The organism is Klebsiella sp. HMSC16A12 (genome assembly GCF_001808265.1).
Taxonomy (GTDB): Bacteria; Pseudomonadota; Gammaproteobacteria; order Enterobacterales; family Enterobacteriaceae; genus Klebsiella; species Klebsiella pneumoniae.
In genome coordinates this window covers 62,611-85,731 of the sequence record NZ_KV792647.1, presented here as the reverse complement: position 1 = coordinate 85,731, position 23,121 = coordinate 62,611, and the positions used below count along the sequence as shown (strand labels likewise).

Here is a 23,121-nt window from a genome sequence, read left to right as displayed (position 1 = left end):
TAGCCCCGGTAAGCGCAGCGCCACCGGGGAGCCCGTTTTAGCCGATGGTCATCAGGCTGGCGTTACCGCCTGCCGCCGCGGTGTTAACGCTCAGCGAACGCTCGATATACAGCCGCTCCAGCAGCAGATTGGTTTCGCCGCGGGCGAAGCCCTGCACGGAGACAATCGCCCCGTCGCGCGCCGCCACCTGCTCGCACAGCTCGCGCAGCTGGTCGGAATCGCCGTGGTAGATAACCGCGTCGAAGGCCTGGCCAGGCAACTGCTCCGCTTTGGCAAAGCGAATGCGCTCACTGACCTCCCGCGGCAGTTTCTTCGCCAGATCGCGCTGCAGGGCGCTGTCCGGCCACAGTACTTCACAACCCACCGCCAGCACAGCCGCCAGCTGGATCAGCGCATCCTGTTCGTTATCCGCTACGCACAGCACGCGCTCGCGCGGCATCAGCGTCAGGGTGTTGCGCTCGCCGGTTGGCCCCGGCAGCAGGCGTTGGGTGCCGCTTTGCGCCTGCTCGCTGTACTGCTGGCACAGCGCCTGCAGCTCAGGACGGCCCGCGGCCCACTGCTGCAGCGCCTGCAGCGGTTTTTCCAGCAGCGTTTTCAGCTGGGCGTCCAGCGGACGCTCCGCATCCTGGCGGGCGAAGGTCACGCCAACCGCGTCCTGCGGACGGCTGGAGAGCAGACGGTACAGATACAGAGGACCGCCGGCTTTCGGACCGGTACCGGACAACCCTTCGCCGCCGAACGGCTGAACGCCGACCACCGCGCCAACCATATTGCGGTTGACGTACAGGTTGCCCACCTTGGCGCTGCCGGTGACCTGGGCGATGGTTTCGTCGATACGGGTATGCACGCCGAGGGTCAGGCCGTAGCCAGAGGCGTTAATCTGCTCGACCAGTTTGTCCAGCTCGTTACGGTTATAGCGCACCACGTGCAGTACCGGGCCGAAGACCTCTTTTTTCAGCTCGTCGAAGCTGTCGAGCTCGATAAGCGTCGGCGGCACGAAGGTCCCGTGACGCCATTCGCGGGCGTCTTCGCTATTCTCACGCACCGCCTGGTAGACGGTGCGGCCTTTGGCGCGCATCGCCTGAATATGGCGTTCGATATTCTCTTTCGCTTCCGCATCGATAACCGGACCGATATCGGTGGTCAGGCGCCCCGGATTGCCCATCCGGCACTCGCTCATGGCGCCGCGCAGCATGGTTAAGGTGTGATCGGCGACCTCTTCCTGCAGGCAAAGCACGCGCAGGGCGGAGCAGCGCTGGCCAGCGCTGTCGAACGCGGAAGCCAGCACGTCGATCACTACCTGCTCGGTGAGCGCCGACGAATCGACGATCATCGCGTTCATCCCGCCGGTTTCGGCGATCAGCGGCGTCGGGCGGCCCTGGGGATCGAGGCGGCTGGCGATATTGCGCTGCAGCAGGGTGGCCACTTCGGTGGAGCCTGTGAACATCAAGCCGCGTACGCGCTCATCGGAGGTTAGCGCGGCGCCCACGGTCTCCCCGCGACCCGGCAGCAGTTGAATAACGCCCGGCGGCACGCCGGCTTCCAGCAGAATCGCCACGCCCTGGGCGGCGATAAGCGGCGTCTGCTCGGCAGGTTTCGCCAGCACGCTGTTGCCGGCCGCCAGCGCGGCGGCAATCTGGCCGGTGAAGATCGCCAGCGGGAAGTTCCACGGGCTGATACAGACCACCGGACCCAGCGGGCGGTGAGTTTCATTATCGAAATCGTCGCGCACCTGGCCTGCGTAATAGTGCAGGAAGTCAACGGCTTCGCGCACTTCAGCGATGGCGTTGCTGAAGGTTTTACCCGCCTCGCGCACCAGGATCCCCATCAGGGTCGGCATCTGGCTTTCCATCAGCACCGCGGCGCGCTCAAGAATGGCGGCGCGCTCCTGCGGCGGAGTGGCGAACCAGATCGGCGCATTGTTGATAGCGCTGGTCAGCGCCTGCTGCACTTCAGCGTCGCTGGCTTCGCGGACGTAGCCGACAATATCTTTCGGCTCTGCCGGGTTAACCACCGGCTGCATTTCGCCTTCGGCCACCGGCTGCTCCAGCATCGGCAATGCCTGCCATTTATGCAGCGCGCTGTTGAGCAGGGAAGAGGAGAGGGAGGCCAGACGGTGCTCGTTCGCCAGATCGAGACCGGCGGAGTTGCTCCGGCCGCTGCCGTAGAGATCGCGCGGCAGCGGGATTTTCGGATGCGGCAGGCCGGCCTGGCCTTCCTGCTGCGCCAGTTTTTCTACCGCGCTGACCGGGTCGGCCACCAGCTCGTCCAGCGGCAGGGTATTGTCCGCGATACGGTTGACGAAAGAGGTATTGGCGCCGTTTTCCAGCAGACGGCGCACCAGATACGCCAGCAGCGTCTCGTGGGTGCCCACCGGGGCGTAGATCCGGCACGGACGGTTCAGCTTGCCGTCAGCGACCTTGCCCACTACCTGCTCGTACAGCGGTTCGCCCATGCCGTGCAGGCACTGGAACTCATACTGGCCCGGGTAGTAGTTCTGGCCTGCCAGCTGGTAGATAGCCGCCAGAGTATGGGCGTTATGGGTGGCAAACTGCGGGTAAATCAGGTTCGGCACCGCCAGCAGCTTCTTCGCGCAGGCGAGGTAGGAGACGTCGGTGTAAACCTTGCGGGTGTATACCGGATAGCCTTCGAGACCTTCCATCTGCGCGCGTTTAATTTCGCTATCCCAGTAGGCGCCTTTCACCAGACGGATCATCAGGCGACGGCGGCTGCGGGTGGCGAGGTCAATCAGGTAATCAATGACAAACGGACAGCGCTTCTGGTAGGCCTGAATCACGAAGCCAATCCCGTTCCAGCCGGCCAGTTCCGGCTCGAAGCACAGTTTTTCCAGCAGGTCGAGGGAGATCTCCAGACGGTCGGCCTCTTCGGCGTCAATATTGATGCCGATGTCATACTGGCGCGCCAGCAGGGTCAGCGATTTCAGCCGCGGGTAAAGCTCTTCCATCACCCGGTCATACTGCGCGCGGCTGTAGCGCGGGTGCAGCGCGGAGAGCTTAATGGAGATACCCGGACCTTCATAAATGCCGCGGCCGTTGGAGGCTTTGCCGATGGCATGGATCGCCTGCTGATAAGAAACCATATAGGCCTGGGCGTCAGCGGCGGTCAGGGCGGCTTCGCCGAGCATATCGTAGGAGTAGCGGAACCCTTTTTCTTCCAGCTTGCGGGCGTTGGCCAGCGCTTCGGCGATGGTTTCCCCGGTGACGAACTGCTCGCCCATCAGGCGCATCGCCATATCCACGCCTTTGCGGATCAGCGGTTCGCCGCTCTTGCCGATGATGCGGTTCAGGGAGCGGGAGAGGCTGGTCTCGTTATGGGTCGACACCAGTTTTCCGGTGAACAGCAGCCCCCAGGTGGCGGCGTTGACGAACAGCGACGGGCTGCGGCCGATGTGCGACTGCCAGTTGCCGTTGCTGATTTTGTCGCGGATCAGCGCATCGCGGGTGGCTTTATCCGGAATACGCAGCAGGGCTTCCGCCAGGCACATCAGCGCCACCCCTTCCTGTGAAGAGAGGGAGAACTCCTGCAGCAGGCTCTGCACCATGCCGGCGCGGCCGCTGGCGGTTTTCTGGTTGCGCAGTTTTTCCGCCAGCTGATACGCCAGCTTGTGCGCCTGTTCGCCCAGCGGCTGCGGCAGACGGGCCTGCTCCAGCAGCATCGGTACCGCGTCGGTTTCCGGACGTCGCCAGGCGGCGGTGATCGCCGCGCGGCTCACCGACTGCGGCAGGATCTGCTCGGCGAATTCGAGGAACGGCTGATAGGGCTCTTCCGTTGGTTCGCTGGCGTCATCGCTTTCGTTGGCGGCCCCGGAGAGCAGGGCCGGCAGCTCAGGCAGCGTCTCGTCGTTCTCCAGTTTTTCCAGATAATTAAAGATGGCCTGCTTAATCAGCCAGTGCGGCGTGCGGTCAATACGGCTCGCGGCGGATTTAATGCGCTCGCGGGTTGCGTCGTCAAGCTTAACACCCATGGTGGTGGTGCCCATGCTCAAAACTCCTGTCATTTATCGTTAGGCTTATGCGGTTGCATGGAAATATCCACTATGTTGCAACTTTGTGCAACCTTGTTAATTGTGGCTTGTGACGGAAGCCGTGAAATGGCTAATTTGTTAAAAATAACCCCTAAAATAGCAGAAATTTAACCCCGGGCTCATAGGGTATTTGTATGCGTGAGTTAACACTTTTGTTTGGTGCAACCTTTAAAAACGTGAGAGAGTGCAACCTCTAACAAATTGACGTTTTGCGCCGTCGGTTTTTCGTGTAAATGCTGTGTTAAATCGTTTGTGAAAAACCGAAGCTTCCGTCAGGATACGGTCGCCCAATTAAACAATGCGCCATTACCCCGTTCCGGTAGTGGAAAAAAACGACGAAGTTGGACGCTGTCGATAAAAATTCTGGAGACTTTGCATGGCTATTAGCACACCGATGCTGGTGACATTTATTGTTTATATTTTTGGTATGGTATTGATAGGGTTTATTGCCTGGCGTTCGACCAAAAACTTCGATGATTATATTCTCGGGGGAAGGAGTCTGGGGCCATTTGTGACCGCGCTTTCCGCAGGGGCGTCGGATATGAGCGGCTGGCTGCTGATGGGCCTGCCAGGGGCGATTTTCCTCTCCGGGATTTCCGAAAGCTGGATCGCCATTGGCTTAACGCTGGGGGCGTGGATTAACTGGAAGCTGGTGGCCGGTCGCCTGCGCGTGCATACCGAGGTGAATAATAACGCCCTGACGCTGCCCGATTATTTTACCGGCCGTTTTGAAGATAAAAGCCGGGTGCTGAGAATTATTTCGGCGCTGGTTATTCTGCTGTTCTTTACCATCTATTGCGCTTCAGGAATTGTCGCGGGGGCGCGTCTGTTTGAAAGCACCTTCGGCATGAGTTATGAAACCGCACTGTGGGCCGGGGCGGCGGCGACGATTATCTATACCTTCGTCGGCGGCTTCCTCGCGGTTAGCTGGACCGATACCGTGCAGGCCAGCCTGATGATTTTCGCGCTGATCCTCACCCCGGTGATCGTGATTATTTCCGTCGGCGGCTTTGGCGATTCGCTGGAAGTGATTAAGCAGAAGAGCATCGAAAATATCGACATGCTGAAAGGGCTGAACTTCGTGGCGATTATCTCGCTGATGGGCTGGGGGCTGGGTTATTTCGGTCAGCCGCATATTCTGGCGCGCTTTATGGCGGCGGATTCGCACCACAGCATCGTTCACGCACGTCGCATTAGTATGACCTGGATGATCCTCTGCCTCGGCGGGGCGGTGGCCGTCGGCTTCTTTGGCATCGCCTACTTCAATAACAACCCGAGCCTGGCGGGCGCGGTTAACCAGAACGCCGAGCGCGTGTTTATCGAACTGGCGCAAATCCTGTTTAACCCGTGGATTGCCGGGATCCTGCTGTCGGCGATTCTGGCGGCGGTGATGTCCACCCTGAGCTGTCAGCTGCTGGTCTGCTCGAGCGCAATTACCGAAGACCTGTATAAAGCCTTCCTGCGTAAAAACGCCGGTCAGAAAGAGCTGGTGTGGGTGGGCCGTATGATGGTGCTGGTGGTTGCCCTGGTGGCCATTGCCCTGGCGGCCAATCCGGAAAACCGCGTGCTGGGTCTGGTGAGCTACGCCTGGGCTGGCTTCGGCGCCGCCTTTGGCCCGGTGGTCCTGTTCTCGGTAATGTGGTCGCGCATGACCCGTAACGGCGCGCTGGCCGGGATGGTGATTGGCGCCCTGACCGTGATCGTCTGGAAGCAGTTTGGCTGGCTGGGCCTGTATGAAATCATTCCGGGCTTTGTCTTCGGCAGCATCGGGATTGTGGTCTTTAGCCTGCTGGATAAAGCGCCGTCGGCCAGCATGCAGCAGCGCTTTGCCGAAGCGGATGCCCACTACCATACGCCGCCGCCGGTACGCGCCACGGCTGAGTAAGATCATCTAATGCTCACGAGCCCGCCGCTGGCGGGCTTTTTATTGCCTGGTGCCGTGCCGGAATATTATAACCCTTGCTAATTATCTGAAAATCCGCTGATATTTCCTGACTAATAACAATGAGGATAGCAAAGATGACGTTCAGACAGGGTGCAATGGCGCTGGTGCTGGCAGGGTTACTCAGCGGCTGCGTGGCGGGTGGAAGTTCATCGACCAGCGCGCCGAAGCCCGGCGTCTGCCCGGCGGATAAGTCCATGGTGCAAACCACGCTTTACTTCGGTCTGAGCCGCCCGGCGGGGAAAGACATCACCGCTGAAGAGTGGCAACAGTTTGTCGACCGTGACGTCACGCCGCGCTTTCGCGACGGGCTGACGGTGTTTGATGCCCACGGCCAGTGGCTTGGCCAGAATGGTCAGGTGGTGCGGGAGCAGAGCAAGGCGCTGATGGTGATCCATGGGCATGACGCGCAGAGCGAGGCGGGTATTGAGGCTCTGCGCCAGGGCTATAAATCACGCTTCGCGCAGGAGTCGGTGATGCGTGTCGACCAGCCGGTCTGCGTGCAGTTCTGAGTAAACGGCGGGGGCAGCCCCGCCGTTTGTTTTACAGCACCAGCCCGGCGAAGCTGGCGGAAAGCAGGCTCACCAGCGTGGCGCTATACACCAGCCGCAGGCCGAAGCGGGAGACGATATTGCCCTGCGGTTCATTCAGGCCTTTGATCGCCCCGGCGATAATGCCGATCGAGGCAAAGTTGGCAAACGACACCAGGAATACCGAGAGAATGCCGAGCCCGCGAGGGGTCATGCTGGCGGCAATCTTTTGCAGCTCAATCATCGCCACAAATTCGTTAGCGACCAGTTTGGTGGCCATGATGCTGCCGGCGTTTAGCGCATCGCTCAGCGGGATGCCGATAAGCCACGCCAGCGGATAAAAGACGTAGCCGAGGATCTGCTGGAAGCTGAGACCAAACAGGGTGGCGAATAGCGCGTTAATGGCGCTGATCAGGGCGATAAAACCGATCAGCATCGCCAGAATAATCATCGCCACTTTAAAGCCGGCCAGAATATATTCCCCGAGCATTTCAAAGAAACTCTGCGATTCATGCAGCTTCTCGAGTTTTATTTCCTGCTCGCTGCCTGGCCGCGTCGGGTTAATTACCGACAGCACGATAAAGGTGCTGAACATATTGAGGATCAGCGCTGCGACGACATATTTGGCGTCCAGCATGGTCATATAGGCGCCGACAATCGACAGCGATACGGTCGACATGGCCGTCGCCGCCATAGTGAACAGTCGCCGTGAGGAGAGGTCGCCCAGTACGCCCTTGTAGGCAATGAAGTTCTCCGATTGACCGAGGATCAGCGAGCTGACGGCGTTGAAAGATTCCAGCTTACCCATGCCGTTTACTTTCGACAGCAGGGTGCCAATCACGCGAATAAAAATCGGCAGGATCCGCCAGTGCTGGAGAATACCAATCAGCGCGGAAATAAACACAATCGGACACAGGACGCCCAGGAAAATAAAGGCTAAGCCTTTTTCGCTCATGCCGCCAAAGACGAAATTGGTCCCTTCGGCGGCAAAGCCTAACAGCGAAGCAAAAAAGCCGGAAATATTTTTTACCAGCCACAGGCCGCTTTCGGCGTGCAGGAAAAAGAAAGCGAGCGCTATTTCGATAATAATCAACTGGAGAATATAACGAATACGAATTTTTTGTCTGTCGTAGCTGACAAGCCAGGCCAGGGCGAGGATCACCGCCAGCGCCAGCAGGAAATGAAAAAATGCAGTCATGTTGTTCTTTTCGCAAGTCAATAAGGCCGCCATTTAGCCATAGCCGCTACGGCGGGTAAATATCTGGCGTAAAAAATCCTTTGCTTATTCTTTCCCTTCATAACAGGCGAATATTTTCATAAGTCATTATTTGTCAGCGATTTATTTACAACTGATCATCATTCTCTGCACATTTCGCTTGTGTTTCTGAGCATTGTAATGATAATCACTATCATAAATATTACCTGTTTTTGCATTCGTTGACGGTGCTTTACATTTAAGGGTATTGGCATGTTTGTCCCATTTCTCATTATGTTACGCGAAGGCCTGGAGGCGGCGCTGATTGTCAGCCTGATCGCCAGCTATCTGAAACGCACCCAGCGCGGCAACTGGATTGGCGTGATGTGGATTGGCGTGATCCTCGCGGCGGCGCTGTGTCTTGGCTTAGGCATTTTTATCAACGAAACCACCGGTGAATTTCCTCAGCGTGAACAGGAGCTGTTCGAAGGGATCGTCGCGGTCATTGCGGTGGTGATCCTGACGTGGATGGTCTTCTGGATGCGCAATGTCTCACGCAACGTCAAGCAGCAGCTGGAGCAGGCCGTGGACAAGGCGCTGCAGCGCGGTAATCACCACGGCTGGGCGCTGGTGATGATGGTCTTTTTCGCGGTCGCCCGTGAGGGGCTGGAGTCGGTCTTCTTTCTGCTGGCGGCCTTCCAGCAGGATGTCGGCATCTGGCCGCCGCTGGGGGCGCTGCTGGGTCTGGCCACCGCTATCGTGCTGGGCTTCCTGATCTACTGGGGCGGTATCCGCCTTAACCTTGGCGTGTTCTTCAAATGGACCAGCCTGTTTATTCTGCTGGTGGCCGCTGGCCTGGCCGCGGGGGCGATCCGCGCCTTCCACGAGGCGGGCCTGTGGAACCTGTTCCAGGATACCGCCTTCGATCTGAGCAACGTGCTGTCGACGCATACGCTGTTCGGCACGCTGCTGGAAGGGATCTTCGGCTATCAGGAGACGCCGAGCGTCAGCGAAGTGGCTGTCTATCTGCTTTATCTGATCCCGGCGCTGGTGCTGTTTGCCCTGCCGCCGCGGAATAATACCACTGCCTCGCGGGCTGCCTGACCGGGCGCTGCGAGCTTATAAGCGACACTCTACTTACCGAAAGGGATGATCATGATGATTCATTTTCGCCGTAATGCGCTGCGGGTGACCGTGGCCGCGCTGCTCAGCTCTGCATTCGGTGCTCAGGCTGCGGATATCCCGCAGGTCAAAGTCACCGTCAACGACAAGCAGTGCGAGCCGATGCAGGTGACCGTTAACGCGGGTAAAACCCAGTTTATTATTCAGAACCACAGCCAGAAAGCGCTGGAGTGGGAGATTCTGAAAGGGGTGATGGTGGTGGAAGAGCGCGAAAACATCGCTCCGGGCTTTACTCAGAAGCTCACCGCGAACCTGCAGCCGGGCGAATATGACATGACCTGTGGCCTGCTCACCAACCCGAAAGGCAAACTGATCGTCACCGGCGCCGCCACCAAAGACGCGGCGAAAGCGGATGCGGTGCTGAGCCTCGGCGACGCGATCACCGCCTATAAAGCCTATGTGACGGCGGAAACCGCGCAGCTGGTTAGCGGCACCAAAGCCTTTACCGACGCGGTGAAAGCCGGCGATATCGAAAAAGCGAAAGCGCTGTACGCCCCGACGCGTCAGCATTACGAGCGCATCGAGCCCATTGCCGAGCTGTTCTCTGACCTTGACGGCAGCATCGACGCCCGCGAAGACGACTTCGAGAAAAAAGCGGAAGATCCGAAATTTACCGGTTTCCACCGTCTGGAAAAAGCGCTGTTTGGCGATAACAGCGTCAAGGGGATGGAAAAATATGCCGATCAGCTGAACAGCGATGTGCTGGAGCTGCAAAAGCGTATCAGCGAGCTGGCGTTCCCGCCGTCAAAAGTCGTGGGCGGCGCGGCAGGATTAATTGAGGAAGTCGCGGCCAGCAAGATCAGCGGTGAAGAAGATCGCTACAGCCATACCGATCTGTGGGACTTCCAGGCCAACATTGACGGCGCGCAGAAAATTGTCGACCTGCTGCGCCCGCAGCTGCAAAAAGAGAACAGCGCGCTGCTGGCGAAAGTGGACGCCAACTTTAAGAAAGTGGACAGCATCCTCAGCAAATATCGCACCAAAGACGGTTTCGAGACCTACGATAAGCTGACCACCGCCGACCGTAATGCGCTGAAAGGGCCGATCACCACCCTGGCGGAAGATCTGGCTCAGCTGCGCGGGATCCTGGGGCTGGACTAAGTCGATGGCACAGCAGAAACCCCACGACGTGAACGAGCCGTCACGTCGTCGCTTACTGAAAGGGATCGGCGCGCTTGGCGGCGCGCTGGCCATCACCGGCGGCTGCCCGGTAGCGCATGCGGCAAAAGCGGAAAGTTCCCCGGGGACGCTCACACCCGACGCGCGCCAGGAAAAGCAGCCATTCTATGGCCGGCATCAGGCGGGCATTCTGACGCCGCAGCAGGCTTCGATGATGCTGGTGGCCTTCGATGTGCTGGCGGCTGATAAAGCCGACCTCGAGCGGCTGTTTCGACTGCTGACCCAGCGTATCGCCTTTTTAACCCAGGGCGGCCCGGCGCCGGACACGCCGAATCCGCGGCTGCCGCCGATGGATTCCGGCATCCTGGGGCCGTGGATTGCGCCAGATAACCTGACCATCACCGTCTCGGTCGGCCATTCGCTATTTGATGAGCGCTTTGGCCTGGCGGATAAAGCACCGAAAAAGCTGCAGCCGATGACCCGCTTCCCCAACGATTCGCTGGATGCCGCGCTGTGCCATGGCGACCTGCTGCTGCAGATCTGCGCCAATACTCAGGATACGGTGATCCACGCCCTGCGTGATGTCATCAAACATACGCCGGATCTGCTGAGCGTGCGCTGGAAACGGGAAGGGTTTATCTCCGACAGCGCGGCGCGCAGCAAAGGCAAAGAGACCCCTATCAACCTGTTGGGGTTTAAGGACGGCACCGCTAACCCGGCGAGCCACGACAGCGCGTTGATGGATAAGGTAGTGTGGGTGACAGCCGATCAGGACGAGCCGGCCTGGACCGTGGGCGGCAGCTATCAGGCGGCGCGAATTATCCAGTTTCACGTGGAGTTCTGGGATCGGACGCCGCTCAAGGAGCAGCAGACGATCTTTGGTCGCGACAAGCACACCGGTGCGCCGCTGGGGATGAAAAACGAACACGATACCCCGGATTACAGTAAAGATCCTAACGGCGAAGTCATTGCGCTGGATAGCCATATTCGTCTGGCCAATCCCCGCACGCCGGAAACCCAGTCCAGCCTGATGATGCGCCGCGGCTACAGCTATTCGCTGGGGGTTACTAACGCCGGACAACTGGATATGGGGCTGTTATTCGTTTGCTATCAGCACGATCTGGAAAAGGGTTTTCTGACGGTGCAGAAACGGCTTAACGGCGAGGCGCTGGAGGAGTATGTCAAACCGATCGGCGGGGGCTACTTCTTTGTTTTACCCGGCGTAGTGGATGAAAAACACTATCTGGGAGAGTCGCTGCTGCAGGCCTGATACCAACCCTGCCCGTAAGGGCAGGGCGTTTTCTGCTGTTTTTCTCATTTTTCTTATATTTCCTGCCATGTGTTATATTTCTGTAATACAAATGACCGATAGTCTCCTACACTTGCTTAAGAACTATTTGTTGCGTCATTGTGAAAAATAAGTTGCATTAAGAATCTTTTTTGATGTACTTATTACATACGCGGTAGTTCCCGGCAGTGTGACGTTTCACCATGGAGATCGCGAATGGTAAGGTCCCGTACCGGACAACGTAAAACCTCAGACCGTACTCTTCAGCACGGAAGCCCCGCTTCCGGCAGCGATTTTCTTACTCTTTCTCTCTCCGCTTCGCATTATTACAACCTTGGCAGGGTACGCGGTGCGCGTAGCCGCGACTCGTTGTCAGTTCTACCGGCAAGCAATGGCTTACAAGGAAGCCAAACCTCAATCGTTCGTGCGCATAGTCGTGTCGATGTTGACGCGTGTGATGTAAACCAACAACGCAAGGTGCTATCCATGGGAAGACAAAAAGCAGTGATCAAAGCTCGTCGTGAAGCAAAACGTGTGCTGAGACGGGATTCACGCAGCCATAAGCAGCGTGAAGAAGAATCGGTCACATCGCTTGTGCAAATGAGTGGCGTAGAAGCAATTGGCATGGCGCGGGACAGCCGTGATACTTCCCCAATTGAGGCGCGCAATGAGGCTCAGGCGCATTATTTGAATGCCATCGACAATAAGCAGCTGATTTTCGCTACCGGCGAAGCTGGATGCGGCAAGACCTGGATCAGTGCGGCGAAGGCAGCTGAAGCCCTGATCCATAAGGATGTGGACAGAATTATTGTTACCCGTCCCGTTCTGCAGGCCGACGAAGATCTCGGCTTCTTACCGGGAGATATCGCCGAGAAGTTCGCTCCCTATTTCCGACCGGTTTACGATGTGCTGGTGAAAAGGCTGGGGGCTTCCTTTATGCAGTACTGCCTGCGTCCGGAAATCGGCAAGGTGGAAATCGCGCCGTTCGCCTATATGCGCGGACGTACCTTTGAAAATGCGGTGGTGATTCTGGACGAGGCCCAGAACGTGACCGCAGCGCAAATGAAGATGTTTTTAACCCGCCTCGGGGAGAACGTGACGGTCATCGTCAATGGCGATATCACCCAGTGCGACTTGCCCTCTGGCGTGAGATCTGGCCTGAGCGATGCGCTGGCGCGTTTTGAGGAAGACGAGATGATCGGCATCGTGCGTTTCACCACCGATGACTGCGTGCGCTCGGCCCTCTGCCAGCGGACGCTGAAAGCCTATTATTAATCGTCATACTGTGAGCAAGGCCCGGGCTAGCCCGGGCTTTGTTGTTTTTGGGCATCTTCCCGGCGGTACTGCGCGTGGCCGGGCTACCTGGCGGGTAGGGTCTGGTAGCCCGGGAGAGGCATTGCTGCCGACCCCGGGGATGTCTGCGGTGCCACATGCGAAAAAAAAGCCCGTACTTGCGTACGAGCTCTTCTTAAAATATGGCGGTGAGGGGGGGATTGACTCGCTTCGCTCGCCCCTGCGGGGCAGCCCGCTTACTGCGTGCGCGGTCTGTCCAACTGGCGTTGCCAGTTGTCGAACCCCGGTCGGGGGTTCTCATCCCCCCTGCGGAGAATATAAAAGAAAAGAGCCCGTACTTGCGTACAGGCTCTCATCTCGAATATGGCGGTGAGGGGGGGATTCGAACCCCCGATACGTTGCCGTATACACACTTTCCAGGCGTGCTCCTTCAGCCACTCGGACACCTCACCATATTGTCTTTCCCGTTGTTGTCGGGAACGGGCGCTAATGTAGGGAAATACGTATCGCCCGTCAATCAACTTTTTGCAAAAAAAGCGCGTTTAGACAAACTTCGAGCAACTTGCTCCTTAAACGTGCGAAATCCGTTTTTTTTGTCGCCAGTAGCTTTTCCCTTTTCGCTCGGGGGAAATTTGTTATGCTGGCAAACCAATAGAAAACAATGAGTAAAATAAGACGCCAGCGTTAATCGGCCAAAGGCGTCTGCTATCAGGAGCCCCTATGGAGATTATTTTTTACCATCCGACCTTTGATACCCAATACTGGATCTGTGAGCTGGAAAAGCAGTTACCCGGCGCGCGGGTGCGCGAGTGGAAAGCGGGCGATAACCGGCCGGCGGACTATGCCCTGGTCTGGCATCCGCCGGTAGAGATGCTGCAGGGCCGGGCGCTGAAGGCCGTGTTCGCCCTCGGGGCAGGGGTGGACTCTATTCTCAGCAAGCTGCGCGACCATCCGGATATGCTGCCGCTGTCGATTCCGCTGTTTCGTCTCGAAGATACCGGTATGGGACGGCAGATGCAGGAGTATGCCGTTAGCCAGGTGCTCCACTGGTTCCGCCGCTTTGATGACTATCAGGCGCTGAAGCTGGCTTCCCGCTGGCAGCCGCTGCCAGAGTACCGCGCCGACGAATTCACCGTCGGGATTATGGGCGCCGGCGTGCTGGGGGCGAAGGTTGCGGAAAGTCTGCAACCCTGGGGGTTCCCGCTTCGCGTCTGGAGCCGTAGCCGCAAATCCTGGCCGCAGGTGCAGAGCTTCGCCGGCCAGGCCGAGCTGGGCGAATTCCTGCAGGGCACTCGCGTGCTGATCAACCTGCTGCCGAATACCGCCGAAACCGCCGGCATTATTAACCAGACGCTGCTGGCGCAGTTGCCTGATGAGAGCTATGTCCTCAATCTTGCTCGCGGCGTGCATGTCGTTGAAGAGGATCTGCTGGCGGCGCTGAACAGCGGTAAGCTCAAAGGGGCGATGCTCGATGTCTTCAGTCGCGAACCGCTGCCGCAGGAGAGCCCGCTATGGGCGCATCCGCGGGTGGCCATGACCCCCCATGTGGCGGCAGTGACCCGTCCAATGGAAGCTATCACCTACATTGCGGAGACCATTAGCCGGCTTGAGCGAGGGGAGCCGGTAAGCGGTCAGGTCGACCGCCAGCGCGGTTATTAAGACGAGAGAACCCCGCCACGGCGGGGTTTTTGCTAATCAATAGCCCGGTTTCCTGCTATTCTTGCGGCAAACAGAAGAGGAGAATGTGATGTATCCCGTTGACCTGCACATGCATACCGTCGCCAGCACCCATGCCTACAGCACCCTGCACGATTATATTGCGGAAGCAAAGCGTAAAGGGATCAAACTCTTCGCCATCACCGACCACGGCCCGGACATGGCGGATGCTCCGCACTACTGGCACTTCGTTAATATGCGCATCTGGCCCCGCCTGGTAGACGGGGTGGGGATCCTGCGCGGTATTGAGTCGAATATTAAAAATATTGAAGGCGAGATCGACTGTTCCGGACCGATGTTGACTTCTCTCGATCTGATCATCGCCGGATTTCATGAGCCGGTGTTTCCGCCGCAGGATCGTGACACCCATACACAGGCGATGATAGCCGCGATGGCCAGCGGTAAAGTGCATATGATTAGCCATCCGGGTAATCCGAAATTCCCGGTGGATATCCCGGCGATTGCCGAAGCGGCGGCTCGCTACCAGGTGGCGCTGGAGATTAATAACTCCTCATTCGTATCATCGCGCGTGGGCAGTGAAGACAACTGCCGGGCCATCGCCGCCGCAGTGCGTGATGCCGGGGGATGGGTGGCGCTGGGCTCGGACTCTCACACCGCCTTTACCCTCGGGGAGTTTACCGAATGCCGCAAGATCCTTGATGCGGTCGATTTCCCGGAGGAGAGGATCCTCAACGTTTCTCCGCGTCGCCTGCTTAACTTCCTCGAGTCGCGGGGCATGCCGGCGATCCCGGAATTTGCTGACCTTTAATTTGTATAACTGGAATAACTGAATGAACGAGTTTTCAATCCTCTGCCGCGTGCTGGGTTCGCTGTATTACCGTCAACCGCAGGACCCGCTGCTGGTGCCGCTGTTTACCCTGATCCGCGAGGGCAAACTGGCCGCCAGCTGGCCGCTTGAGCAGGACGAGCTGCTGGCGCGTCTGCAGAAAAGCTGTGAAATGCAGTCCCTGGCGACGGACTATAATGCGCTGTTCGTCGGTGAAGCCTGCAGCGTCCCGCCGTACCGTAGCGCGTGGGTGGAGGGTTCCTCGGAAGCGGAAGTTCGGGCTTTTCTGAGCGAACACGGCATCCCGACAGGGGAAGGTCCGGCGGATCATCTCGGCTCGCTGCTGCTGGCCGCCTCCTGGCTGGAGGATCATGCCGCAGAAGACCAGAGCGAGACGCTGGAGCTCCTGTTCGCCGACTATATCCTGCCGTGGTGCGGGACGATGCTGGGGAAAGTCGAAGCCCATGCGCACACGCCGTTCTGGCGCACCATGGCACCGTTGACCCGCGACGCCATCGCCGCGATGTGGGACGAGCTTCAGGAAGAAGATGAGCATAATATGTGATGTAAATCACTGTTTGAATGAAACTGAAATAAAGTTCATTCATATACTGTGTTTTAGATCGCATTCTTACGGCGCGTATCTGCTAGGATACGCGCCATGAACATACTCTTCGCAATCGCATTAACGACAGGCATCCTCTCCGGGATTTGGGGGTGGGTGGCGGTCGCTCTCGGCCTGCTGAGCTGGGCCGGATTCCTCGGCTGTACGGCCTATTTCGCCTGCCCGCAGGGCGGCTTGAAAGGGCTGGCCATCTCGTCCTGCACGGTGATGAGCGGCGTGGCCTGGGCGTTAGTGATTATCCACGGTAGCGCGCTGGCGCCACAGGTGCAGATCCTCAGCTATATGATGACCGGTGTGGTCGCCTTCCTGATGTGCATTCAGGCGCGACGGACGCTACTGTCGTTTGTCCCGGGCACCTTTATCGGCGCCTGCGCGACCTTCGCGGCAGACGGCGACTGGCGTCTGGTGATCCCTTCCCTGGCGCTGGGTCTGGTCTTTGGCTATGCCATGAAAAATAGTGGCCTGTGGCTGGCGGCCCGTGCGGATAAGCATAAATCGTTCGCCAACGACAACGCCTGATCGGCGGGACGACTAAAAAACAGGACCTTACGGGTCCTGTTTTTTTATCTTCTCGTCACCGGACAAAGTGATAATCTTGCTCCCGCAGGCGAGAATGCCCTAGTATCGGCAGAAAGCCGTATCCACACGCTATGCCGACAGGAGGAGAAATGGCTGTTAAACCTGAGGTAATTCTCGGCGATATTACGACACTTGATGTCGATGTGATTGTTAATGCGGCAAATCCCTCGCTGCTGGGTGGTGGCGGAGTAGACGGGGCCATCCACCGGGCGGCCGGTCCCGCGCTGCTGGCGGCTTGCAAGCAGGTGCTGCAGCAGCAGGGCGAATGCCCTCCCGGGCATGCGGTAATTACTATTGCCGGCAATCTGCCGGCCAGCGCGGTGATCCACACCGTGGGCCCGGTCTGGCACGGCGGCGACCGCATGGAGGCGCAAACCCTGGCCGATGCTTACAAAAACAGTCTGCAGTTGGCCTCGGCAAACAACTATCGCTCCATTGCGTTTCCGGCGATAAGCACCGGCGTGTATGGCTATCCGAGAGAGGAAGCGGCGGCGATCGCCGTGCGCACCGTCACCGCGTTTCTCACTCGCTATAATCCTCTTGAGCGCGTCCTGTTCGTCTGTTTTGACGAGGAAACGGCGGCTATCTATCGCCGCCTGCTGGCGTCATACCCCTGATTCAACAGAATAGGCTATGATAACCGTCAGTCTTGACGGGAATGATGGGTAGCAGGAGGGAGCAGGGTGTCAGAAGGAAAAGTCCAGCAGAAACAGCAGGCGCGCCGCGCGGAGATCGTTGGCGCCGCGCAAAAATGTTTCGCTGAAAAGGGGCTGCACGGCGCTTCCGTCGCCGATATCGCCCGGGAAGCGGGCCTGAGCGTCGGTCAGCTATATCGCATTTTTGCCAGCAAGGAAGCGATCATCGAAGCGATTGTTAGCGAAATCGTCAACGCCAGAGTCGGGGAGATGATCGATGAGAACCACAATCTGGCGCGTAAAGCGGCGGTTTTGGCCGGCAGGATCCCGACGTCGGCAGCCACCAAAAGCGATAATTATCTGCTGATGGAGATCAATGCCGAGGCCTCGCGTAACCCACGCTTGCGTGACATCCTGATGCAGGCCGATCGGCGGTTGAAAGAGGAGGGCGGTCGCCTGTCGCAGCGCTACCATCCCGGGCTCAGCGATGCGCGACGCAATGCCGCATCAGAGCTCATCGCCGTTCTGACAGAGGGGGCAGCTTACCGCTGTGAGCTGAGCGCCTCCACCCCGGTCGATAAGGCAGATTTAGAAGCCCTGTACAATATGATTTTCGACCGGCTTTTTGACGAGCAGGCATAATACGGCACGCCTGGCGTGCCGCACAGGCTAATGGTTAGCTGGCCGAGGCTGGGGTTTTGGCCGGTTTGTTCATCGGTTTACCGGAGAACAGGAAACGCAGCAGCGGAATGCGCAGGTGAATTTCATACAGGATCAGGGCAATACCCACCACAAAAACCAACCCGCCAATAAAGCCTAAGGTATTGGACTTAATGACCGGGGTGATCCACGCCCCGTACAGCAGCGTCAGCGGATGGTGCACCAGGTAAATAAACAGCGAAGCATTGACGAAATAGGTTACGCGCGTCGACTGGAAGTTCAGCAGGCGATGGCCGAGCGAAAAGACCACATTGACCATCCACAGCCCAAGCACCATGGTGATCACCGATTCCGTTTCATACATCCAGCCGTCGCCGGAGCCGTACTGCTGGTTCAGCCGGTAGGCGATAAATCCCAGCAGCGCCGCTGCGCAGCACCATGGTGACGGGGTGGTAAACATCGCCTTCAGACGCGGATTAATAAAGGTCTGCGCCCCCAGCACAAAGAAGGGAAGATAGAACAGCGTCTGCATCACCACAAAGTTAAACAGACCATTGCTAAGCAGCGGCGGGTAAATCAGGAACAGCGATCGGCGGATCAGCGCGTAAAGCACCCCCAGCGCAAGGAAAATCATCGTTAGCTGGCCCATAGTGACAGTGTCACCAAAGGCTGAGGCGCCCCCTGCCGGGCGGCGCGTCAGCCATTTAAACAGCACCACGCCCAGCGAGGTCAGCACCACCAGCACCAGTAAAAACCACAGGTGGGAAATAAGCTCCCACGCCAGGGTGTTAAATTTGTCGTACCCGGAAAGGGTGTGCCAGTTTTCCGCCTTGCCGTTGACGTACTGCAGCATAATAAACTGCGGCAGCGTCAGCAGTGGGATAGCGGTCAGCAGCGGAATACCGACCCGTTCGACGCGCACTTTCCACCACTTTTTCAACGGGTAGCGCAGGAACAGCATGTAGGAGAAATAGCCGGAGATGACGAAAAAGACCTGCATCCGGAAGGCATGGATGAAGTCATTAAACAGCGTCAACCACCACGAGGGCTCAGCGCTGTTGACATGCCAGCTGTGGCTGGAATAGATCAGCGAAATGTGGAAAGGGATCCCCAGCAGCATCAGCCAGGCGCGGATGCTGTCGAAGAAATATTCACGCTGTACCGGAGTATTATTCATACGATTCACGACAATCTCAGATAATTCGTCTTATCACTCAAGATGATAACGCTTACATTATCAGCAACCCTACATGAACTCGGGGTACCTGTCTCCAGGATAAGCACGCAAAGTGCAAACGGGATAGCGAACTGTTTATTCCCTGCGCCGCTACGCTGAACAAAGCAGGGATTATGTTGTCGGATTGCCTGAGTTTCCATTAAAATAGATCGGATCGATTTAAGCACACAAAGGGGGAAGTGCTTACTTATATGAAACATAAACCACAGATGATGAAAATGCGTTGGTTAAGCGCAGCCGTAATGTTGTCCCTGTGTACTTCATCTGCATGGGCATTTAGCATTGATGACGTTGCAAAAGAGGCCAAAACGTTAGCCGGGAAAGGCTATGAAGCGCCGAAGAGTAACCTGCCCTCCGCTTTCCGCGACATGAAATACGCGGATTACCAGCAAATTCAGTTTAATCACGATAAAGCTTACTGGAATAACCAGAAAACCCCATTCAAGCTTGAATTTTACCATCAGGGTATGTACTTCGACACGCCGGTCACCATCAATGAAGTGACGGCCACCAGCGTGCGCAAAATTAAATATAGCCCGGACTATTTTAACTTTGGTAACGTTCAGCACGATAAAGACACGGTGAAAGACCTCGGTTTCGCCGGCTTCAAAGTACTGTATCCGATCAATAGCAAAGATAAGAACGATGAGATCGTCAGCATGCTCGGTGCCAGCTACTTCCGCGTGCTGGGTCAGGGTCAGGTTTACGGCCTGTCCGCGCGCGGCCTGGCTATCGATACCGCGCTGCCGTCCGGCGAAGAGTTCCCGCGTTTTCGCGAGTTCTGGATCGAGCGTCCTAGAGCCACCGACAAACGTCTGACTATCTATGCGCTGCTGGACTCCCCGCGGGCAACCGGCGCTTATCGCTTTGTCATCATGCCGGGACGCGACACCGTGGTAGATGTCCAGTCCAAAGTTTACCTGCGTGACAAAGTGGGAAAACTGGGCGTGGCGCCGCTGACCAGCATGTTCCTGTTCGGTTCCAACCAGCCTTCTCCGGCGCTTAACTATCGTCCGGCGCTACACGACTCCAATGGTCTGTCGATCCTGGCCGGTAACGGCGAGTGGATCTGGCGTCCGCTGAACAACCCGAAACACCTTGCCGTTAGCAGCTATGCGATGGAAAACCCGCAAGGGTTCGGCCTGCTGCAGCGCGGCCGTCAGTTCTCGCGCTTCGAGGATCTCGACGATCGTTATGACCTGCGTCCGAGCGCCTGGATCACCCCGAAAGGGGAGTGGGGCAAAGGGAAAATCGAACTGGTTGAAATCCCGACCAACGATGAAACCAACGATAACATCGTGACTTACTGGACGCCGGATCAGCTGCCGGAGCCGGGCAAGGAGATGAACTTCAAGTACACCATCACCTTCAGCCGCGATGAAGACAAGCTGCATGCGCCGGATAACGCTTACGTTATGCAGACCCGCCGCTCTACCGGCGACGTGAAGCAGTCCAACCTGATCCGCCAGCCGGACGGCACCATTGCTTTCATTGTCGACTTCACCGGCGCCGATATGAAAAAACTGCCGGCGGATACCCCGGTCGCCGCCCAGGCGAGTACCGGCGATAACGCTGAAATCGTTGAAAATACCGTGCGTTACAATCCGGTGACCAAAGGCTGGCGAATGATCCTGCGTTTGAAGGTGAAAGATCCGAAGAAAACGACGGAAATGCGCGCCGCGCTGGTTAACGGTGATGACACGTTGAGCGAAACCTGGAGCTATCAGCTGCCTGCCAATGAATAAGATAACAAAGTACATTGACGCATTGCCGCTGTCGGACGCCGAGAAATCGGCGCTGCCGGACACCAGCCTGCAGGCCGTTCATCAGGCCCTGGATGACGACCATCAGACCTTCGCCCGCGAAGACGACTCCCCGCTGGGGTCGGTCAAGGCACGGCTGGCGCACAGCTGGCCGGATTCGCTGTCTGGCGATCAGCTGGTGAAGGACGATGAAGGCCGTACTCAGCTGCATGCGATGCCTAAAGCCAAGCGCTCCTCAATGATCCCGGACCCGTGGCGTACCAACCCGGTCGGCCGCTTCTGGGACCGTCTGCGCGGACGCGATGTCACGCCGCGCTATCTCTCCCGTCTGACGCAAGAAGAGCGCGAGAGTGAGCAAAAATGGCGTACCGTCGGCACCATTCGTCGCTATATCCTGCTGCTGCTGACGCTGTCGCAGACCGTAGTGGCCACCTGGTATATGAAAACCATTCTGCCTTATCAGGGCTGGGCGCTGATCAACCCGGCCGACATGGTGGGGCAGAACCTGTGGATCTCGTTCATGCAGCTGCTGCCGTACGTGTTGCAGAGCGGCATTCTGATCCTCTTCGCGGTGCTGTTCTGCTGGGTTTCCGCCGGCTTCTGGACCGCGTTAATGGGCTTCCTGCAGCTATTGATCGGCCGCGATAAGTACAGTATTTCCGCCTCGACGGTCGGTGACGAACCGTTGAACCCGGCGCACCGTACGGCGCTGATAATGCCGATCTGTAACGAAGACGTTGACCGCGTTTTCGCCGGCCTGCGGGCGACCTGGGAGTCGGTGAAAGCGACCGGTAACGCCGCTCATTTCGACGTCTATATCCTCAGCGATAGCTATAACCCCGATATCTGTGTGGCTGAGCAAAAGGCGTGGATGGAGCTGATTGCCGAAGTGCAGGGCGAAGGGCAGATCTTCTACCGCCGCCGTCGTCGTCGAGTGAAGCGTAAGAGCGGCAACATCGATGACTTCTGCCGCCGCTGGGGCAGCCAGTATAGCTATATGGTGGTGCTGGACGCTGACTCGGTGATGACCGGTGAGTGTCTGAGCAGCCTGGTGCGCCTGATGGAAGCGAACCCGAATGCCGGTATCATTCAGTCTTCCCCGCGCGCCTCGGGCATGGACACGCTGTATGCGCGTTGCCAGCAGTTTGCCACCCGGGTGTACGGTCCGCTGTTTACGGCGGGTCTGCACTTCTGGCAGTTGGGGGAGTCCCACTACTGGGGCCACAACGCCATTATCCGCGTGAAGCCGTTCATTGAGCACTGCGCGCTGGCGCCGCTGCCGGGCGAGGGCAACTTTGCCGGGTCGATCCTGTCGCACGACTTCGTCGAAGCCGCGCTGATGCGCCGTGCCGGCTGGGGGGTGTGGATTGCCTACGATCTGCCGGGCTCCTATGAGGAGCTGCCGCCGAACCTGCTGGACGAGCTGAAACGCGACCGTCGCTGGTGTCAGGGCAACCTGATGAACTTCCGCCTGTTCCTTGTCAGAGGGATGCACCCGGTTCACCGGGCGGTGTTTCTTACCGGCGTGATGTCCTACCTGTCGGCGCCGCTGTGGTTTATGTTCCTTGCCCTGTCGACGGCGTTGCAGGTGGTGCATGCCCTGACCGAGCCGCAGTACTTCCTGCAGCCGCGTCAGCTGTTCCCGGTGTGGCCGCAGTGGCGGCCTGAGCTGGCCATCGCGCTGTTCGCCTCGACCATGGTGCTGCTGTTCCTGCCGAAGCTGCTGAGTATTATTCTGGTGTGGTGTAAAGGGCCGAAAGAGTACGGCGGATTTATCCGCGTCACGCTTTCACTGCTACTGGAGGTCCTGTTCTCGGTCCTGCTGGCGCCGGTCCGTATGCTGTTCCACACCGTCTTCGTGGTCAGCGCCTTCCTCGGCTGGGAGGTGGTATGGAATTCGCCGCAGCGTGATGATGACTCCACGCCGTGGGGGGAAGCCTTTATGCGCCACGGCTCGCAGCTGCTGCTGGGGCTGGTGTGGGCGGTCGGGATGGCATGGCTGGATCTACGCTTCCTGTTCTGGCTAGCGCCGATCGTCGTCTCGCTGATCCTCTCGCCGTTCGTATCGGCGATTTCCAGCCGGGCGACAGTGGGCCTGCGCACCAAGCGCTGGAAGCTGTTCCTGATCCCGGAAGAGTATTCGCCGCCGCAGGTGCTCAAGGATACCGATGCGTACCTGACGATGAACCGTCAGCGTTCGCTGGACGATGGCTTTATGCACGCGGTGTTTAACCCGTCGTTTAACGCCCTCGCCACCGCAATGGCCACTGCGCGCCACCGTCAGGGTCATATCCTGGAGATCGCCCGCGAGCGCCATGTCGAGCAGGCGCTGAATGAAACGCCGGATAAGCTGAACCGCGATCGCCGACTGGTGCTGTTGAGCGACCCGGTAACCATGTCGCGTCTGCACTATCGCGTATGGGCCGCGCCGGAGAAATACTCTTCATGGGTGAACGCCTATCAGCAGTTGGCGCTTAACCCGCTGGCGCTGAAAACGAAATAAGCCGTACGTTAAGGAAAATACC

General features: G+C 58.1%; 17 protein-coding genes and 1 tRNA gene. 14 read left to right on the top strand and 4 right to left on the bottom strand.

Annotation, left to right across the window (positions count from 1 at the left end; genetic code table 11):
- Nucleotides 1-37: 37 nt before the first annotated feature.
- Nucleotides 38-4,000 carry a trifunctional transcriptional regulator/proline dehydrogenase/L-glutamate gamma-semialdehyde dehydrogenase gene (putA, locus tag HMPREF3140_RS24110; protein WP_070553141.1) on the bottom strand — a complete coding sequence of 1,321 codons (3,963 nt, stop codon included), beginning with the start codon at nucleotides 3,998-4,000 and terminating at the stop codon, nucleotides 38-40.
- 421 nt (nucleotides 4,001-4,421) lie between these two features.
- Here putA and putP point away from each other — a divergent pair, with 421 nt between their 5' ends.
- Together putP and HMPREF3140_RS24100 are read left to right on the top strand one after the other, a co-directional pair.
- The gene (gene putP, locus HMPREF3140_RS24105; RefSeq protein ID WP_004147889.1) at nucleotides 4,422-5,930 is read left to right on the top strand and encodes a sodium/proline symporter PutP; all 1,509 of its coding nucleotides are present in this window, start codon (nucleotides 4,422-4,424) and stop codon (nucleotides 5,928-5,930) included.
- A 134-nt stretch (nucleotides 5,931-6,064) separates the two neighbouring features.
- Nucleotides 6,065-6,499 carry a DUF3574 domain-containing protein gene (locus HMPREF3140_RS24100; protein ID WP_004150827.1) on the top strand — a complete coding sequence of 145 codons (435 nt, stop codon included), beginning with the start codon at nucleotides 6,065-6,067 and terminating at the stop codon, nucleotides 6,497-6,499.
- 31 nt (nucleotides 6,500-6,530) lie between these two features.
- Here HMPREF3140_RS24100 and HMPREF3140_RS24095 read toward each other — a convergent pair whose 3' ends face one another.
- On the bottom strand, nucleotides 6,531-7,715 hold the full coding sequence (locus HMPREF3140_RS24095; RefSeq protein WP_002898911.1) for a NupC/NupG family nucleoside CNT transporter: 1,185 nt from the start codon (nucleotides 7,713-7,715) through the stop codon (nucleotides 6,531-6,533).
- A gap of 270 nt (nucleotides 7,716-7,985) precedes the next feature.
- Here HMPREF3140_RS24095 and efeU point away from each other — a divergent pair, with 270 nt between their 5' ends.
- The 4 genes from efeU to phoH all read left to right on the top strand — a co-directional run bounded on the left by efeU (nucleotide 7,986) and on the right by phoH (nucleotide 12,576).
- A complete protein-coding gene (efeU, locus tag HMPREF3140_RS24090) occupies nucleotides 7,986-8,816 on the top strand; it encodes an iron uptake transporter permease EfeU (protein ID WP_002898913.1) in 831 nt (276 codons plus the stop codon).
- 51 nt (nucleotides 8,817-8,867) lie between these two features.
- Nucleotides 8,868-9,995 (top strand): iron uptake system protein EfeO, encoded by a 1,128-nt coding sequence (gene efeO / locus HMPREF3140_RS24085; protein WP_004157740.1) that lies wholly within the window; start codon nucleotides 8,868-8,870, stop codon nucleotides 9,993-9,995.
- 4 nt (nucleotides 9,996-9,999) lie between these two features.
- Complete coding sequence (gene efeB / locus HMPREF3140_RS24080) at nucleotides 10,000-11,283, top strand: iron uptake transporter deferrochelatase/peroxidase subunit (protein ID WP_004147893.1); 1,284 nt, start codon at nucleotides 10,000-10,002, stop codon at nucleotides 11,281-11,283.
- A 504-nt stretch (nucleotides 11,284-11,787) separates the two neighbouring features.
- On the top strand, nucleotides 11,788-12,576 hold the full coding sequence (gene phoH, locus HMPREF3140_RS24075; RefSeq protein WP_002898923.1) for a phosphate starvation-inducible protein PhoH: 789 nt from the start codon (nucleotides 11,788-11,790) through the stop codon (nucleotides 12,574-12,576).
- 382 nt (nucleotides 12,577-12,958) lie between these two features.
- Here phoH and HMPREF3140_RS24070 read toward each other — a convergent pair.
- Nucleotides 12,959-13,046 (bottom strand) — tRNA-Ser (locus HMPREF3140_RS24070).
- Between the two features lie 268 nt (nucleotides 13,047-13,314).
- On the opposite strand from HMPREF3140_RS24070, the gene ghrA reads away from it, so the two are divergent.
- The 6 genes from ghrA to HMPREF3140_RS24040 all read left to right on the top strand — a co-directional run bounded on the left by ghrA (nucleotide 13,315) and on the right by HMPREF3140_RS24040 (nucleotide 17,578).
- On the top strand, nucleotides 13,315-14,253 hold the full coding sequence (gene ghrA / locus HMPREF3140_RS24065) for a glyoxylate/hydroxypyruvate reductase GhrA (RefSeq protein ID WP_002898938.1): 939 nt from the start codon (nucleotides 13,315-13,317) through the stop codon (nucleotides 14,251-14,253).
- An 88-nt stretch (nucleotides 14,254-14,341) separates the two neighbouring features.
- Nucleotides 14,342-15,079 carry a phosphatase gene (locus tag HMPREF3140_RS24060; RefSeq protein ID WP_004140764.1) on the top strand — a complete coding sequence of 246 codons (738 nt, stop codon included), beginning with the start codon at nucleotides 14,342-14,344 and terminating at the stop codon, nucleotides 15,077-15,079.
- Nucleotides 15,080-15,101: 22 nt separating this feature from the next.
- A complete protein-coding gene (locus HMPREF3140_RS24055; protein WP_032411228.1) occupies nucleotides 15,102-15,662 on the top strand; it encodes a TorD/DmsD family molecular chaperone in 561 nt (186 codons plus the stop codon).
- A gap of 96 nt (nucleotides 15,663-15,758) precedes the next feature.
- Complete coding sequence (locus tag HMPREF3140_RS24050) at nucleotides 15,759-16,241, top strand: DUF1097 domain-containing protein (protein WP_002898950.1); 483 nt, start codon at nucleotides 15,759-15,761, stop codon at nucleotides 16,239-16,241.
- 149 nt (nucleotides 16,242-16,390) lie between these two features.
- Complete coding sequence (ymdB, locus tag HMPREF3140_RS24045) at nucleotides 16,391-16,918, top strand: O-acetyl-ADP-ribose deacetylase (RefSeq protein WP_002898953.1); 528 nt, start codon at nucleotides 16,391-16,393, stop codon at nucleotides 16,916-16,918.
- 66 nt (nucleotides 16,919-16,984) lie between these two features.
- A complete protein-coding gene (locus HMPREF3140_RS24040) occupies nucleotides 16,985-17,578 on the top strand; it encodes a TetR/AcrR family transcriptional regulator (RefSeq protein ID WP_032411231.1) in 594 nt (197 codons plus the stop codon).
- A gap of 34 nt (nucleotides 17,579-17,612) precedes the next feature.
- Here HMPREF3140_RS24040 and mdoC read toward each other — a convergent pair whose 3' ends face one another.
- Nucleotides 17,613-18,773 carry a glucans biosynthesis protein MdoC gene (gene mdoC / locus HMPREF3140_RS24035; protein ID WP_032411232.1) on the bottom strand — a complete coding sequence of 387 codons (1,161 nt, stop codon included), beginning with the start codon at nucleotides 18,771-18,773 and terminating at the stop codon, nucleotides 17,613-17,615.
- A 251-nt stretch (nucleotides 18,774-19,024) separates the two neighbouring features.
- Here mdoC and mdoG point away from each other — a divergent pair, with 251 nt between their 5' ends.
- Together mdoG and mdoH are read left to right on the top strand one after the other, a co-directional pair.
- Nucleotides 19,025-20,578: a glucans biosynthesis protein MdoG gene (gene mdoG, locus HMPREF3140_RS24030; RefSeq protein ID WP_032411234.1), complete on the top strand. Its 1,554-nt coding sequence runs from the start codon at nucleotides 19,025-19,027 to the stop codon at nucleotides 20,576-20,578.
- Nucleotides 20,571-23,099 carry a glucans biosynthesis glucosyltransferase MdoH gene (gene mdoH / locus HMPREF3140_RS24025; protein WP_002898967.1) on the top strand — a complete coding sequence of 843 codons (2,529 nt, stop codon included), beginning with the start codon at nucleotides 20,571-20,573 and terminating at the stop codon, nucleotides 23,097-23,099. The genes mdoG and mdoH overlap by 8 nt, the downstream gene beginning before the upstream one ends.
- Nucleotides 23,100-23,121 lie beyond the last annotated feature (22 nt).

Excerpts from the sequence above, each read along its gene's own strand:
- mdoG (WP_032411234.1), top strand. The coding sequence starts at position 19,025 with ATGAAACATAAACCACAGATGATGAAAATGCGTTGGTTAAGCGCAGCC.
- putP (WP_004147889.1), top strand. The coding sequence starts at position 4,422 with ATGGCTATTAGCACACCGATGCTGGTGACATTTATTGTTTATATTTTT.
- HMPREF3140_RS24050 (WP_002898950.1), top strand. The coding sequence starts at position 15,759 with ATGAACATACTCTTCGCAATCGCATTAACGACAGGCATCCTCTCCGGG.
- efeB (WP_004147893.1), top strand. The coding sequence starts at position 10,000 with ATGGCACAGCAGAAACCCCACGACGTGAACGAGCCGTCACGTCGTCGC.
- efeO (WP_004157740.1), top strand. The coding sequence starts at position 8,868 with ATGATGATTCATTTTCGCCGTAATGCGCTGCGGGTGACCGTGGCCGCG.
- efeU (WP_002898913.1), top strand. The coding sequence starts at position 7,986 with ATGTTTGTCCCATTTCTCATTATGTTACGCGAAGGCCTGGAGGCGGCG.
- ghrA (WP_002898938.1), top strand. The coding sequence starts at position 13,315 with ATGGAGATTATTTTTTACCATCCGACCTTTGATACCCAATACTGGATC.
- mdoC (WP_032411232.1), bottom strand. The coding sequence starts at position 18,773 with ATGAATAATACTCCGGTACAGCGTGAATATTTCTTCGACAGCATCCGC.
- HMPREF3140_RS24060 (WP_004140764.1), top strand. The coding sequence starts at position 14,342 with ATGTATCCCGTTGACCTGCACATGCATACCGTCGCCAGCACCCATGCC.
- putA (WP_070553141.1), bottom strand. The coding sequence starts at position 4,000 with ATGGGCACCACCACCATGGGTGTTAAGCTTGACGACGCAACCCGCGAG.
- HMPREF3140_RS24095 (WP_002898911.1), bottom strand. The coding sequence starts at position 7,715 with ATGACTGCATTTTTTCATTTCCTGCTGGCGCTGGCGGTGATCCTCGCC.
- HMPREF3140_RS24100 (WP_004150827.1), top strand. The coding sequence starts at position 6,065 with ATGACGTTCAGACAGGGTGCAATGGCGCTGGTGCTGGCAGGGTTACTC.
- phoH (WP_002898923.1), top strand. The coding sequence starts at position 11,788 with ATGGGAAGACAAAAAGCAGTGATCAAAGCTCGTCGTGAAGCAAAACGT.
- HMPREF3140_RS24055 (WP_032411228.1), top strand. The coding sequence starts at position 15,102 with ATGAACGAGTTTTCAATCCTCTGCCGCGTGCTGGGTTCGCTGTATTAC.
- ymdB (WP_002898953.1), top strand. The coding sequence starts at position 16,391 with ATGGCTGTTAAACCTGAGGTAATTCTCGGCGATATTACGACACTTGAT.
- mdoH (WP_002898967.1), top strand. The coding sequence starts at position 20,571 with ATGAATAAGATAACAAAGTACATTGACGCATTGCCGCTGTCGGACGCC.